At 69.8% G+C, this 13,051-nt stretch carries 13 protein-coding genes; 7 read left to right on the forward strand and 6 right to left on the reverse strand.

What is annotated here, in order from left to right; genetic code table 11:
• Positions 1-26: 26 nt before the first annotated feature.
• Both F8S09_RS04810 and trhO read left to right on the forward strand, forming a co-directional pair.
• The gene (locus F8S09_RS04810; protein WP_152869361.1) at positions 27-2,642 is read left to right on the forward strand and encodes a DEAD/DEAH box helicase family protein; all 2,616 of its coding nucleotides are present in this window, start codon (positions 27-29) and stop codon (positions 2,640-2,642) included.
• 39 nt (positions 2,643-2,681) lie between these two features.
• Entirely contained in the window at positions 2,682-3,581 is a 900-nt protein-coding gene (gene trhO / locus F8S09_RS04815) for an oxygen-dependent tRNA uridine(34) hydroxylase TrhO (protein ID WP_322618532.1), read from the forward strand.
• A gap of 53 nt (positions 3,582-3,634) precedes the next feature.
• On the opposite strand, the gene F8S09_RS04820 is transcribed toward trhO, so the two are convergent.
• Positions 3,635-4,120, reverse strand: a complete 486-nt coding sequence (locus F8S09_RS04820; protein ID WP_152869365.1) for an Hsp20/alpha crystallin family protein — start codon at positions 4,118-4,120, stop codon at positions 3,635-3,637.
• A 328-nt stretch (positions 4,121-4,448) separates the two neighbouring features.
• Between F8S09_RS04820 and pyrR the strand changes: the two genes are divergently transcribed.
• Genes pyrR through F8S09_RS04835 form a run of 3 tightly spaced genes read left to right on the forward strand, consistent with a single transcriptional unit; the run spans position 4,449 to position 7,191 of the window.
• Positions 4,449-5,000 carry a bifunctional pyr operon transcriptional regulator/uracil phosphoribosyltransferase PyrR gene (pyrR, locus tag F8S09_RS04825; RefSeq protein WP_322618533.1) on the forward strand — a complete coding sequence of 184 codons (552 nt, stop codon included), beginning with the start codon at positions 4,449-4,451 and terminating at the stop codon, positions 4,998-5,000.
• Complete coding sequence (locus tag F8S09_RS04830) at positions 4,997-5,941, forward strand: aspartate carbamoyltransferase catalytic subunit (RefSeq protein WP_322618534.1); 945 nt, start codon at positions 4,997-4,999, stop codon at positions 5,939-5,941. Before pyrR ends, F8S09_RS04830 begins: the two co-directional genes overlap by 4 nt.
• A 2-nt stretch (positions 5,942-5,943) precedes the next feature.
• On the forward strand, positions 5,944-7,191 hold the full coding sequence (locus F8S09_RS04835; RefSeq protein WP_152869367.1) for a dihydroorotase: 1,248 nt from the start codon (positions 5,944-5,946) through the stop codon (positions 7,189-7,191).
• Between the two features lie 53 nt (positions 7,192-7,244).
• Here F8S09_RS04835 and F8S09_RS17600 read toward each other — a convergent pair whose 3' ends face one another.
• The 4 genes from F8S09_RS17600 to F8S09_RS04850 form a co-directional block, all read right to left on the reverse strand.
• Positions 7,245-7,418, reverse strand: coding sequence for a hypothetical protein (locus F8S09_RS17600; RefSeq protein WP_194165213.1), 174 nt, complete (start codon positions 7,416-7,418; stop codon positions 7,245-7,247).
• A gap of 75 nt (positions 7,419-7,493) precedes the next feature.
• A complete protein-coding gene (locus tag F8S09_RS04840; protein WP_152869369.1) occupies positions 7,494-8,582 on the reverse strand; it encodes a quinone-dependent dihydroorotate dehydrogenase in 1,089 nt (362 codons plus the stop codon).
• Between the two features lie 76 nt (positions 8,583-8,658).
• Complete coding sequence (locus F8S09_RS04845) at positions 8,659-9,123, reverse strand: RrF2 family transcriptional regulator (RefSeq protein WP_152869371.1); 465 nt, start codon at positions 9,121-9,123, stop codon at positions 8,659-8,661.
• A gap of 110 nt (positions 9,124-9,233) precedes the next feature.
• Positions 9,234-9,584 carry a hypothetical protein gene (locus F8S09_RS04850; RefSeq protein ID WP_152869373.1) on the reverse strand — a complete coding sequence of 117 codons (351 nt, stop codon included), beginning with the start codon at positions 9,582-9,584 and terminating at the stop codon, positions 9,234-9,236.
• 176 nt (positions 9,585-9,760) lie between these two features.
• On the opposite strand from F8S09_RS04850, the gene F8S09_RS04855 reads away from it, so the two are divergent.
• Positions 9,761-11,665, forward strand: a complete 1,905-nt coding sequence (locus F8S09_RS04855) for a chorismate-binding protein (protein ID WP_152870146.1) — start codon at positions 9,761-9,763, stop codon at positions 11,663-11,665.
• Positions 11,662-12,375, forward strand: a complete 714-nt coding sequence (locus F8S09_RS04860; RefSeq protein WP_322618535.1) for an aminotransferase class IV — start codon at positions 11,662-11,664, stop codon at positions 12,373-12,375. Before F8S09_RS04855 ends, F8S09_RS04860 begins: the two co-directional genes overlap by 4 nt.
• Positions 12,376-12,448: 73 nt before the next feature.
• Here F8S09_RS04860 and F8S09_RS04865 read toward each other — a convergent pair whose 3' ends face one another.
• Positions 12,449-13,048 carry a hypothetical protein gene (locus tag F8S09_RS04865; protein ID WP_152869375.1) on the reverse strand — a complete coding sequence of 200 codons (600 nt, stop codon included), beginning with the start codon at positions 13,046-13,048 and terminating at the stop codon, positions 12,449-12,451.
• Positions 13,049-13,051 lie beyond the last annotated feature (3 nt).

Raw genomic sequence — 13,051 nt, forward strand, 5'->3', positions numbered from 1 at the left:
CCCACGAACTGTTGAATACTCATGACATGACACAGGCCCAGCGCCGGGGACAGATGAGATACCCGCTCAAAGACGTGCAGCAGCGGCCTTCCAACAAGACCCCGGCTGCCCATCAGGAGCAGGCCCTTTCCGCGCTGGACAAGTGGTTCAGCCAGAGGCGGCACCCCAGGGGCGGCATCTTGGTCCTGCCCACAGGCGGCGGGAAAACGTTTACCGCCACGCGCTTTCTGACCACCGGGCCGCTCAGCAAGGGCCACAAGGTCATCTGGCTGGCCCACACGCATCACCTGCTGGATCAGGCTTTCGCGGGATTCGGCCGGGGAAATGACGGCCGATATGAACTGGGACACGTACGCGGCAAGCGCGACGCCGTCACGTTCAGGACCGTTTCGGGAACCATCGGGCACGGCAAGGTGCGTGAGATCAGGGGCACCGACGACGTAATTATCATCACCTTGCAGACGCTGGCAAGAGCCATGCAAAACCGCCTGCACGCCGGACTGCGCGACTTCCTGAGTTCGGCGGCAGAAACGGGCCTGACGGTCATCTTTGACGAATGCCACCACGCCCCGGCCCGGAGTTACCGCCAGCTTCTGGAGGCCCTGCGCGAGGCGGTGCCCGATCTGCACCTGCTGGGGCTGACCGCCACGCCGACCTACACCAACGAGAAGCTGCGGGGTCACCTGACGCGGCTGTTCCCACAAAACATCCTGTATCAGGTCAGCCCACAAGACCTCATGGCAGCGGGCATTCTGGCGCGGCCCGTGGTGGTGGAGCTGCCCACCGGCCACCAGGCCGTGTTCTCCGAACGGGACTACCGTGAGTGGCTGGGGTCGAACCGCGACATTCCCGAAACCATCATTGCCGAACTCGCGCAAAGTGCCGAACGTAACGCCCTGATTGCCGACACCTACGTCCTGAACCGCGAGAAATACGGCCAGACGATCATTTTCGCTGACCGCTGGTATCAGTGCACGGCGCTGGTCGAACTGCTCAGGCAGCGCGGCGTGAGGGCCGCCGCCATTTTCGCCCATCAAGACGCCAATCCAGGTTCCCCCGAGGCCCGAAACGCCCGCAGGCACGATGAGAACGAGGCAGTGCTGGAACAGTTCCGGACAGGCAAGCTGGACGTGCTGGTCAATATCCGGATGCTGACCGAGGGCACGGACGTTCCCAACGTGCAGACCGTGTTCCTGACCCGGCAGACCACCAGCCGCATCCTGCTGACCCAGATGATTGGGCGGGCGTTGCGTGGTCCCCGCTTCGGCGGCACCGCAGAGGCCTACATCGTCGCCTTTATCGACGAGTGGAAGCAGCACGTCAACTGGGCACGCTGGGACGACCTCGTGGCCGGGCAGACGGAGGACGAGGCCGCCGCCATCTCCACTCGCCTCCCGGTCCAGACCATCAGCACCGAACTGATTGAGCACCTCGCCCGCGAACTGGACCCCGGCGAGAGTGCGGCCATCCCCTTCCTGACGCTGCTGCCGTTGGGCTGGTATGCGGTGAGCTACGACGCGGCCGTCAAACCCAGGGAGGTTCCCGCGTCGGGCGAGCGAGCCGCCGATGAGGACCGCGAGGCGGAACTGGAAAACGAGCAGACCGCCGACGACATCGAGACGGTACGGCTGCTGATTCCTGTTTTCAACCGCGACCAGGCAGGGTATGAGCGGATGTTCCGCGAACTGGATGCCAAACCGCTGGACGAGTTTGAGGACGTGAATGTCAGCGCGGCGGCGGAACGGAGGGCTGGGCAGTGGGCCGGGCGTTTTTTCGCCGCAGGCGACCGCCTGACCCGCCTGGAACAGGACGTGCTGACCGTTCTCCGCCACCGTGCCCACAACGGCGCATGGCCCCAGTTCACGCCCTTCGAGGCGCGGGACCTGCACGACATGGACGCTCTCGCGCAGACGCTGGCCTTTGAGCGCAAGCTGAACCGCTTGGAAGAGGAGCAGGAGTTACGGCAGGAGTTCAGCCACCCCGACCGCCTCTGGACGACGCTCTACACCAACTATGACCAGTTCAAACGCCAATACAACGCCAGCGCCGACCGCCTGCTGTACCTGCAAACTCACCCGGAAGCCGCCCCCGAAGTCGGCGTTGTGGACGAGGTCTTTGAAGCGGAAGAGGTGCCCACCAAGCTCAAGAGGGCCATCCGGAAGCGGGACAGGGTGTGCCTGTGCTGCGGCAGAGACACCAAGTTGCAGGTGGACCATATCCGCTCGCGCTATGTGGGCGGCCTCAACGTGGAGGACAACCTACAAACACTCTGCCGGGTCTGCAACGGCCTCAAGGGCATCCGCGAGATGGATTTCCGGCAGACGGTCACACCCGTGGCCGACCCCGAGTCCATCCTTGAAAAAGCGGCATGGCTTTTCCCCGGCGGGGGAGAGTTCGAGCCTCTGGAACGGCATCTGCGCCGGATCACCAACCTCGCCTTCGAATGTGCAGCGGTCAAGTATGTCCGGGCTGTGGCCCACCAAGGGACGGCTGGCATCTGGGAGGTTCACCTGCTGCCCGGCAATGAGGCTGCCTGGGTGCAACCTCTCCTCGACCGGGCCTACCAGGCGTGGGCTAGGAAGACCCCTCGCTTCGCGGAAACGGTCGCTGCGGATTTCGAAGCCGTCCAGACCGCGAGGTAGCTGCCCGCCAGGAATCCCCCCAATCGCTATCATCTCCCGGTGTCCGTCCCCGCCCCCTCCCCCGCCTGGGTCGTCGCCGCCCTCTACCAGTTCCGTCCGCTGGAAAACCCCGCCCGACTGCGGGACGACCTGCGGCCCCTCGCCTCGCGCCTGGGGCTGTGCGGCACCCTGATCGTCGCGCCGGAGGGAATCAACGGCACGGTGGCCGGGTCGCGGGAAGGCATCGACGAACTGCACGCCTTCTTGCGGGAGGCCGGGTTCGACCGGATGGAATACAAGGAGTCCGCGAGCGCGGAGCGGCCCTTCCGGCGGCTGAAGGTGCGCCTCAAGCGCGAGATCGTGACGATGGGCGTGCCGGTGCAGCCGCCCTTGCAGGCTGGGCATTACGTCACCCCAGCCGAGTGGAACGCGCTGCTGGACGACCCCGACGTGCTCGTGATCGACACCCGCAACCGCTACGAGGTGGAGGCCGGGACGTTCCGGGGGGCCATGAGTCCGGAGCTGGACTCCTTCCGCGAGTTCCCGGCCTGGGTGGAGGCCCACCGCGATGACCTCGCGGGGCGCCGCGTCGCCATGTTCTGCACCGGGGGCATCCGCTGCGAGAAGTCCACCAGCCTGCTGCGGGGGCTGGGCTTTGAGGACGTGTTCCACCTTCAGGGCGGCATCCTGCGCTACCTGGAGGAGGTTGCCGAGGAAGAGAGCCGCTGGGAGGGCGAGTGCTTCGTGTTCGACGGCCGCGTGACGGTCGGGCACGGCCTGACGCCCGGCACCGCGCAGATGTGCCACTCCTGCGGCTGGCCCCTGACCCCGGAGGACACCGCACACCCCCAATTTGAACCCGGCGTGAGCTGCGGCCACTGTTTTGGGGCGACGACTCCGGCGCAGAAGGCCGCCTTCCGCGAGCGCCAGCGCCAGTACGACGCGGCGGGGCCCACTTAACCCCCAAACCAAAACGCCCCGGCGCAGGACCGGGGCATGGGTGGGGGCTTAAGTTATTCCTGGGACTGTTCGGTCTGGTCGCCCTGCTCGGCGTCCACCGTCTTCGGGGCGCTCAGTTGCTGCCCCCCCGTGCGAATCTGGATGGAGCGCTTCTGGGCCGCTTCCGAGCGGGGCACATGCAGGGTCAGGGTGCCGTGGTCGAAACTGGCCTCGACCTTGGTCAGGTCGTACTTGGCGGGCACGCTGAAGGTCCGCACAAAGGTCCCGTAGGCCCGCTCAACGCGGTGGGCAGTGCGGCCCTCTTTGCGGTCGTAGCGGCGCTGACCCTGCACGGTCAGCGTGTTGTTCTCGGCCTCGATCTGGATGTCGTCGGGGCTCACGCCGGGCAGGTCGAGCGTGAGCTCGAGGCCCTGCTCATCCTCGTGGATGTCGATGGGGGGGGCGAGACGGGCGGCCTGGCCGTTCATGGCGCCGCCGAATGCCCGGTCCATGCGCTGGGTCAGTTCTTCGATTTCGCGGAAGGGATCAAATCGCATCATCTTGAAACCTCCTGATGGGGGAAGCGCGGGGGCATCGCCTGCACCTCGCGCTCAACTGTCCAGAGTGTAAAACCTGAGTGCGCTTCTGTCAAGTTTAGTGCGCCTTAAACTGTGCGGTCGAGGGTGGCTTCCGCGCGGGCGGCGGCGCGGTGTACACTCCCGCAGGCGCAGAGCCACCCTGGTTCGCGCTGTCCCCACCCCTTTTCGGCGGTCCCGTGAGGCCGCACCCGCCCCGTGAGGCAGGAGAAGGAGTTTTCATGCGCCCCACCCCGACGAGCCGACCGCCTGTGCTGGACGGCGTTTTTTTTGTGCCTGACCGGAGCCGCCGGTGACGCCCAAGGCAATCATCCTCACCGCCGACGAGGTGCGCCGGGCGCTGACCCGCATCGCCCACGAGATCGTGGAGCGCAACAAGGGGGCCGAGAATCTCGCGCTGATCGGCATCCACACGCGCGGCATTCCGCTGGCGGAGCGGCTGGCCCGCAAGCTGGAGGACCTGGAGGGGGTGTCCATCCCTACCGGGATGCTCGACATCACCCTCTACCGCGACGACCTCTCCGAAGTCGCGCACCAGCCCATCATCCGCGAGACGCAGGTGCCCTTCGACCTCGCCCGGCGCCGGGTGGTGCTGGTGGACGACGTGCTGTACACCGGGCGCACGGTGCGCTCGGCCCTCGACGCCCTGATCGACCTGGGGCGGCCCGAAGGCATCCAGCTCGCGGTGCTGGTGGACCGGGGCCACCGCGAATTGCCCATCCGCGCCGACTACGTGGGCAAGAACCTGCCCACCGCCCGCAGCGAGATGGTCAAGGTGAAACTGACCGAGACGGACGGCGTGGACGTGGTCGAACTTCACGACATGCCTGAGGAGCGCCCGTGACCGCGCCCACGACGGCGGGCACCCGGCCCCGGCACCTCCTCGACTTCGCGGACTGGACGCCCGAGCGCCTGACCGCGCTGCTGGACAACGCCGACACCATGAGCCAAGTGCTCGACCGCCCGGTCCGCAAGGTTCCGGCGCTGCAAGGGCTGACCGTCTGCACCGCCTTTTTCGAGAACAGCACCCGCACCCGCGTGAGCTTCGAGTTGGCTGCCCGGCGCATGAGTGCCGACGTGGTGAGTTTCGCGGCGGGCGCGAGCAGCCTGAACAAGGGCGAATCGCTGCGCGACACGGTGGAGGTGCTGACCGCCTACAAGGTGGACGCCTACGTCGTGCGGCACCCGGCGAGCGGGGCGGCGCATCTGGTGGCCCGCTACAGCGGCAAACCCGTCATCAACGCGGGCGACGGCCGCCGGGCGCACCCCACCCAGGCGCTGCTCGACGCCTACACCATCCGGCAGGAGTTCGGCTCCCTGGAGGGCAAGACGGTGGCCATCCTGGGCGACATTCGGCACTCGCGGGTGGCCCGCTCGAACGCCGAGCTGCTGCCCAAGCTGGGCGCCCGCGTGCGGCTATGCGGCCCCGCGACGCTGCTCCCGGCTGACCTCGCCGCGCTGCCCGGCGTGACCGTCACCACCGACCCGCGCGAGGCCGTGCGGGGCGCCCATGCGGTGATGGCCCTGCGACTCCAGCAGGAGCGCATGTCGGGCGGCTACCTCGCCAGCCTCGCCGAGTACGCCGACCACTATCAGGTGAACGCCAGGCTGCTGCGCGAGGCCGAGCCCGGTGCCATCGTGCTGCACCCCGGCCCCATGAACCGCGACCTGGAAATCAGCTCCGACGTGGCCGACGGCGAGCAGAGCCGGATTCTGCGGCAGGTCGAGAATGGGCAGGCCGTGCGGATGAGCGTGCTTTACCACCTGCTGGTGGGGCGGGAGTGACCATGACACTGACCATCACCAACATCAAGCGCCCCGGCTCCGAGGCGCCCGAATCCGTCACCGTCGAGAACGGCGTCATCAAGGGCTGGAACCTTCCGCACGAGGGAGAAGTCATCGACGGCCAGGGCGGCGCGGTCGCTCCCGCCTTGATCGAGCCGCACGCGCACCTGCGCGAACCGGGGCAGACGCAGAAAGAAGATCTCGCCTCGGGCCTCGCGGCGGCGGCGGCGGGGGGGTACGGGACGGTCGTCTCCATGCCCAACACGTCGCCCGTGGTGGACGACCCGGCGACCGTGCGGACGCTGATCGAGAAGGCGGACGGCCTGGGCTTCGCCCGGCTGCGCCCCGCCGCCGCTCTGACGCGCGGGCAAGAGGGCGAACACCTCGCCGAACTCGCTTACCTGAAGGAAGCGGGCGCCGTCATGTTCACCGACGACGGCCGCACGAACGAGGACGCCCGCGTGCTGCGGCTGGGGCTGGAGTACGCCCGGAGCCTTGACATGGTCGTCAGCGTGCACGCTGAAGACGCCTCCCTGCGGGCGGGCGGCGTGATGAACGAGGGGCCGGTGTCCGAAGCGCTGGGGCTGCCCGGCAACCCGGCGGCGGCGGAAGCGGCGCGGGTGGCCCGTGACCTGGAAATCGTGGCCCAGACGGGTGCCCGGCTGCACGTCCAGCACCTCTCGACGGCGCGGGCGCTGGAGCTGGTGCGGGGGGCCAAGGCGCGGGGCCTGCCCGTCACCTGCGAGGTCTGCCCCCACCACCTCACCCTCACGGACGAGGCGCTGCGCTCCTTCGACGCGGTCTACAAGGTCGCCCCACCGCTGCGGACCCAGGTCGACGCCGACGCACTGCTGGGGGGGCTGCTCGACGGCACGGTGGACTGCCTCGCCACCGACCACGCGCCCCACACGGGGGCGGAAAAGGAACGCGACCTTCTCGAAGCCCCCTTCGGTATCGCCTACATCGAACTTGCTTTCCCGCTGATGTGGACCCGCTTTGGGGAGCGGCTGGGCCTGGAGCGGCTGCTCGACCTGATGACGGCGGCCCCCGCCCGCGTGCTGGGCTGGCCTGCGCCGACGCTGGAACCGGGTGCGCCCGCTGACCTCGTGGTGCTGGACCTGGACACCGAGCGAGAGGTGGACCCCCGCACCTTCCTCAGCAAGGCGAAGTTCTCGCCGTGGGCCGGTGAAACGCTGCGCGGCTGGCCTACCCTGACCGTAGTGGGGGGCCGGATCGCCTTCAGACGGTAACGGGAGATAAGAAAACGCCGGGCACATGGAGGCCCGGCGCTGTTCTGTTCGGCTTACTGGTCGAGGGGATCGGGGTTCTCGGACGCCATCGAACCCTCGTCCTTATCGTTGCGCTGGAGGGCTTCTTCAAGGCGCTCTTCCCCTATGCCGGGGTTGACCCGCTTGGTCTCGGGGAACTCTTCGCGGGCGTTGGCGTCGGTGTTGGCGAGGTCTCCGGGATCGGTCATGCAGGCATGCTGCCACGCGGCCCCCGGCCCCGAGCGGCGGGCTTCTTACACTGTGACCCTTTGACTAAGGCGACCTCAACGGGCGTCCACGCCGACCGCCTCTGTCACCGACGCGAAGCCGTCGCGCTCCAGCAGGCGCGAGAGGCCCCGGCCCAAGCGGGCGGGCAGACCCGGCCCCTCGTAGATCAGGGCCGTGTAGACCTCCACCAGACTGGCTCCCGCACGAATCTTGGCGTAGGCGTCCTCGGCGGTGAACACGCCGCCGACCCCCACGACCGGCACCCGGCCACGGGTCAGGCGGTACGCCCCCCGCACCAGCGCCGTGCTCCGCTCGGTCAGGGGCCGCCCGCTGAGGCCCCCCGCCTGCTCGCGGCTGGGGTGGGTCAGGCCGCCCCGCGAGAGGGTCGTGTTGCTCACGATCAGGCCGTGGGCTCCAGCGTCCAGCACCGCGCCCACGCTCGCCTCAAAGTCGGCGGGGTGCAGGTCGGGGGCCAGCTTCACGAGGACGGGGGGACGGTTCAGGGTGCGGACGCGCCCCTCCTCCACCTCGTCCACCACCGCCCGCACGAGGGCCGCGAGGTCACCCGCCGCCTGCAATGCCCGTAAGCCCGGCGTGTTGGGGCTGCTCACGTTGACCACAAAGGCGTCGGCCACGTCCCCCAGCGCCCGCACGAGGCGGAGGTAGTCACTTGTCGCCTCTTCATTGGGCGTCGCCTTGTTCCTGCCGATGTTGACCCACACGGGGACCGGGCGAGTCCCCAATGCGGCGAGACGGGCGTGCAGCGCGTCTGCCCCCGCGTTGTTGAAGCCCATGCGGTTGATCAGCGCCCGGTCGGGCGGCAACCGGAAGAGGCGGGGCCGCTCGTTGCCGGGCTGTGCGAGCGGCGTGACCGTGCCGACCTCCACGAAGCCAAAGCCCAGGGCACAGAAGGCCGGGACCGCCTCCCCGTTCTTGTCCAGCCCCGCCGCCAGCCCCAGCGGGGAGGGGTAAGCGTGGCCCCACAGCGTTTGCGTCAGCCGGGGGTCGGCCGGGGCCGTGAGTGCCCGGACGGGAGCGGTCCACCCCGGCACCCGCGAGGCCATGCCCAACGCCCGCAGGGTGAGGTGGTGGGCGTCCTCGGCGTCGAGGTGGAAGAGGGCAGGCTTGAGCAGGCGGCGGTACATCGGGCCTCAGGATACGGGGCGAGCCAGAAAAAGGGCGCCTTCGGGGGGAAGGCGCCGCGTGGCTGGAAGGGGAAGGCTAGCTCCTGGCTCCCGGATAAGTCGGCTCCAGCTGCACCAGGCGGGCGTGTTCCTGCCGCTCGCTGTCGGCGATCAGGTCGGCCAGGGTGGTGGCTCCCAGCACGTCACGCAGGGCGGTGTCCACCCGCTGCCACAGGTCCACCGTGCCGCAGACGTGCCCCTTGTCGCAGACATGGTCCTCCTCGACGCAGGAGACGGGCGCAATGCTGCCCTCCATCGCGGTGACGACGTCGTAGGCGCTGATCTCGGGGGCGGGGCGGGCGAGACGGTAGCCGCCGTGGGCACCGCGCACGCTCTTGATGAACCCCGAGCGGCGCAGGTTGCTGGCGATCTGCTCCAGGTAATGCTGGCTGATGCCCTGGCGTTCGGCCACGTCCTTGAGCGGCACGGCCACGCCGCCTTCCCGGCGCCCGATCTCGATCAGGGCACGCAGGCCGTACTGGGCTTTGGTCGAGACCCACATGGGACAAGTGTACCCGTAAACCCGGACGAGGTGTAGGGATTTAACGACATTGAGAGGGGGCAAGGGGAGGGGTGGAACGCCAGAGGGTGACCCCAGTGACCTCATGCGCCTCACTCTCCACACGGCTCACCCGGAATGGACAGCCGCAGTTCCGTCACGTCTAGCCGCAAGCGGTCGCCTGCCTGGACCGGCAGATGATGACAGCCGGGTGGGAGAGACCGGTCCGCGAGGGTCATTGTGCCGCCCGCGTACTCCGCCCGAACCGACGACGCCCCGGTGAAGGTCAAGGTGGCGGCATATCGGCCCGCGACGACATGCTGGGCGCCTCCTTTGTGCCACGAGCGTTCGGCCTGTGCCACCTTGTCCGAGGTCTGGAAAGGGACATGGGGGATGGTGCAGGCGGCTAGCAACAGGACGAGCGTGACCGCAGAAACCAGTCGCAGACGAGCAGAAACCGTCATCGTGAACCTCCGGGGAACGGGACGTGCCCTCAGCCTAACCGGGTAGGGCCTGCCAGGACGCCGCACATCCAAAGCGGTCACGTAGAACTGACCCCCGCCCTCGCTCCCCTACAATCCGGCCCGTGACGGCTCCGCCCCCCCTGCCCGCCTCCCTCGCCTCCCTCTCGCCCGCCGACATGCTGCTGCGGCTGCGGGCGGCGGGGGCGCCGGGGGTCGCGCTGCTGGAATCGCTGGGGCCAGTCGTGGAGTACGGACGGTATTCCTTCCTGAGTGCCTGGCCCGTGCGGGTGCAGGAGGACGTGCCCGAGCGCCCCGCCGGGAGCGCCCTCTTCCCTGCGTGGCTGGGAGGCCTGAAGTACGAGGCGGCAGGCGCCTTTGGGCTGGACACCCACGCCCCGGACAGGCGGGCAGGGTGGTGGGGCCTCTATCCCAGTGGGCTGGTGTGGGACCGCGCGGCGGGCACGCTGGAAGCCGTGGGCGAAGCCGGACATGTGGACTGGGCGGCGGTGCTCGCGGGACAACCCGCGCCCCAACCGACCCTCCGCGTGGGCACCTTCGGGGCCGACGACGTGGACTACCCGGCGGGCGTCCGCGCCGTGCAGGAGCTGATCCGGGCCGGGGAGGTCTATCAGGTCAACCTCTCGCGGGGGGTGCGGGCAACTGCCGAGGGCGATCCCCTCGCCGCCTACCTGCGGCTGCGGGAGGTCAACCCCAGCCCGTTCATGGCCTTTGTGGACCTGGGGAACGAGGTCATCGTGTCGTGCTCCCCCGAGCGGCTGGTGCTGTGGACGGAGGGGGAAGTGTCGGCCCGGCCCATCGCGGGCACCCGGCGCCGGGGCGACACGCCGGGGGAGGACGCGGCGCTGGAGCGCGAACTCCGCTCGGACCCCAAGGAGACCGCCGAACACACCATGCTGGTGGACCTCGTGCGGCACGACCTGGGGCGGGTGGCCGCGCCCGGCACGGTGACGGTGCCCGACTTCGGGTTGGTGGAGCGCTACAGCCACGTCATGCACCTCGTCTCGGAGGTGCGGGCGCGGGCGCGGGAAGACCTGACCGTCCGCGAACTGCTCGCCGCCACCTTTCCCGGCGGCACGATCACGGGGGCTCCCAAACCCCGCGTGATGACCGCGATCCATGACCTCGAACCCGGCCCACGCGGGTGGTACACGGGCGGGGTGGGGATCGTCAGCGGGGCGCGGGTGGACGTGAACATCCTGATTCGGACGGCGGGGTTCAGTCGCCAGCTTCCATCGGCCAGCTCCCAGCCGGACAAGCTGGAAGCTGGCGACTGGCCGCTGGACGCTCCCACCTGGACCGTCACCGTCCGCGCGGGCGGCGGCACCGTCATCGACGCCGACCCCCGGCGGGAGGCGCAGGAGACGGTCCACAAGGCGCAGGCCCTCCTCGCGGTCCTCGCGGGGCAGCCGGGGCGCCCGCCGCAGCCGCCCGCGCCGCCCGTGCCGGGGCGCCCCTGGGCACCGCCGCCCGCCGGGACGCGCACGGGGCTGCGGGTGCTGGTGCTCGACAACCGGGATTCCTTCACCCTCAACCTCGTCCACGACCTCCTCGCGCTGGGGGCCGAGGTGGACCTGCGGACCCAGGACGAGAGCGCCGACGCGCTGCTGGCCTCCCGCCCCGACGCCGTGCTGGTGGGGCCGGGGCCGGGCACTCCTGCCACGAGCGGCCCCACGCTGGAGCTGACCCGCCGCTGCCTGGAGGGAGGCGTGCCGCTGCTGGGCGTCTGCCTGGGGCATCAGGCGCTGGGCGAGGTGCTGGGGGGCCGGGTGGAGCGGGCGGCCCCGGTCCACGGTCGTCCGGCGGCGGTGCGGCACACGGGGGCGGGCCTCTTCGCCGGGATCGCGGACGGTGCTCCCTTCGGCCGCTATCACTCGCTGGTGGTGCGCGGCCTGCCGGGCGAGCTGGTGACCGCCCGCAGCGAGGACGGCGAGGTGATGGCGCTGGAGGTGCCGGGCCGCCCCGCCTGGGGGGTGCAGTTCCACCCCGAAAGTGTGCTGAGTCCGGCCGGGCGGGTGCTGCTGGGCAACTGGCTGCGGCTCAGCCGGGAGGCGCGGGGGTGAGGCCCCTGCCGCCCGAGGTCAACGCGCCCGCCTGGCTGCTGGGCGAGTCGGCCTTTACCACCGTGCGGACGTGGAACGGGGCGGCGCTGCTCTGGCCCCAGCACCTCGCCCGGCTGCGCGGGACATGCGCGTGGCTGGGCCTCCCCGACCCGGAAGAGAAGCTGCCCCGGCTGGAAACGGCGGGCTGGGGCCTGCTGCGCGTCACCGTGACCCCGGACGGGACATTCTGGTCTTGGCGACCGCTCGCACCGGGGCCGAGATCGGAGGGGGGCGTCGCCGTGCGGCTCACCGACGTGCAGGTCCATTTGCAACTCGCCGCTCACAAGACCGGGAACTACCTGCCCTATCTCCTCGCGGGGCGGGGGGCAGCCGGGGCTTTTGAGGGCTGGTTGACGGACGGGACTGGGCATATCGTCGACGGGAGCCGCACCTCGCCGCTGCTGGAGTTGGACGGGGGGCTGGTCGTGCCCTCGGGCGGGTTGCCGGGAGTGACGCGGGCGGCTTTCCTGGCAGGGCAGACGTTCGAGACCCGGCCCGTCACCGTGGCCGAGCTGCCCAGCGTCACCCGCGCGTGGGTGTGCGGCAGCGGGGTGGGGGTGGTTCCGGTGCGCCAGATCGTGGGGGAGGGCTGGGAGGTCAACCTCCCCGCCGAGTGGCCCACGGTGACCGACCGGGCGCTGGTGTGGCCGGGAGCGCAAGCACGTCCTTGACGCTGTTCGGACGCTGCCAGACAACGAAGGAGCGGCGAGGTCTCCCCCGCCGCTCCTGTCTCGCCTCCCGGCTCTAGCGCCCGTCTTGCCCCTCGCGCTCGCTCTGGAGGCGGCCACCGCCCACCGCGTCTTCGAGGCGCAGGGCACCGTGTCGGCGCATCAGGCTAAGGGCCTCGTCGGCGCGGCGGCCGTCGGGGTCGCGGGCGATCACGAGGACGTGGCCGTCGCCCATCGCCTGCTGAAAGCGCTCGGCCTCGGCGGGGGGCACGCCCATGCGGCGCAGCAGCTTGACGTAGTCACCGTGGTCACTGCCCGTCAGTGCCCCGAAGATGCCGCCCAGGCCCGCTCCGCCGATCACGCCGAACAGGATGGTCAGCAGGCCGCCTTCCTGATAGACGCGGGTTTCGGGAATCCACAGCAGCAGCAGCCAGATGGGTACGGTGAGGGCCAGGGCCGCCAGCACCCCCCGGAGAATGCCGCGAATCACGTTGGCCGACCCACCCGGCGCGCCCTCCTCGGGGCTGATGCCGGTGGCCTGCGCGAGGTCGTTTTCGGCCACCGCGTCGGCCAGAGCAAAGGCGAGGCGGTCACGGTCGAAGCCACGGGCCTGAAGAGCGGTCAGGGCGCCCTGGGCTTGCCGGGGATCACGAAAGAGGGCAACGACGCTTTCCATTCC

Origin of the sequence: Deinococcus terrestris, assembly GCF_009377345.1 — a bacterium.
GTDB classification, from domain to species: Bacteria; Deinococcota; Deinococci; order Deinococcales; family Deinococcaceae; genus Deinococcus; species Deinococcus terrestris.

Coding starts and splice junctions, on each gene's coding strand:
- F8S09_RS04835 (WP_152869367.1), top strand. CDS start 5,944: ATGACACTGACCATCACCAACATCAAGCGCCCCGGCTCCGAGGCGCCC.
- F8S09_RS04845 (WP_152869371.1), bottom strand. CDS start 9,123: ATGTGGGTCTCGACCAAAGCCCAGTACGGCCTGCGTGCCCTGATCGAG.
- F8S09_RS04820 (WP_152869365.1), bottom strand. CDS start 4,120: ATGATGCGATTTGATCCCTTCCGCGAAATCGAAGAACTGACCCAGCGC.
- F8S09_RS04840 (WP_152869369.1), bottom strand. CDS start 8,582: ATGTACCGCCGCCTGCTCAAGCCTGCCCTCTTCCACCTCGACGCCGAG.
- F8S09_RS04850 (WP_152869373.1), bottom strand. CDS start 9,584: ATGACGGTTTCTGCTCGTCTGCGACTGGTTTCTGCGGTCACGCTCGTC.
- F8S09_RS04810 (WP_152869361.1), top strand. CDS start 27: ATGACACAGGCCCAGCGCCGGGGACAGATGAGATACCCGCTCAAAGAC.
- F8S09_RS04855 (WP_152870146.1), top strand. CDS start 9,761: ATGCTGCTGCGGCTGCGGGCGGCGGGGGCGCCGGGGGTCGCGCTGCTG.
- F8S09_RS17600 (WP_194165213.1), bottom strand. CDS start 7,418: ATGACCGATCCCGGAGACCTCGCCAACACCGACGCCAACGCCCGCGAA.
- F8S09_RS04865 (WP_152869375.1), bottom strand. CDS start 13,048: ATGGAAAGCGTCGTTGCCCTCTTTCGTGATCCCCGGCAAGCCCAGGGC.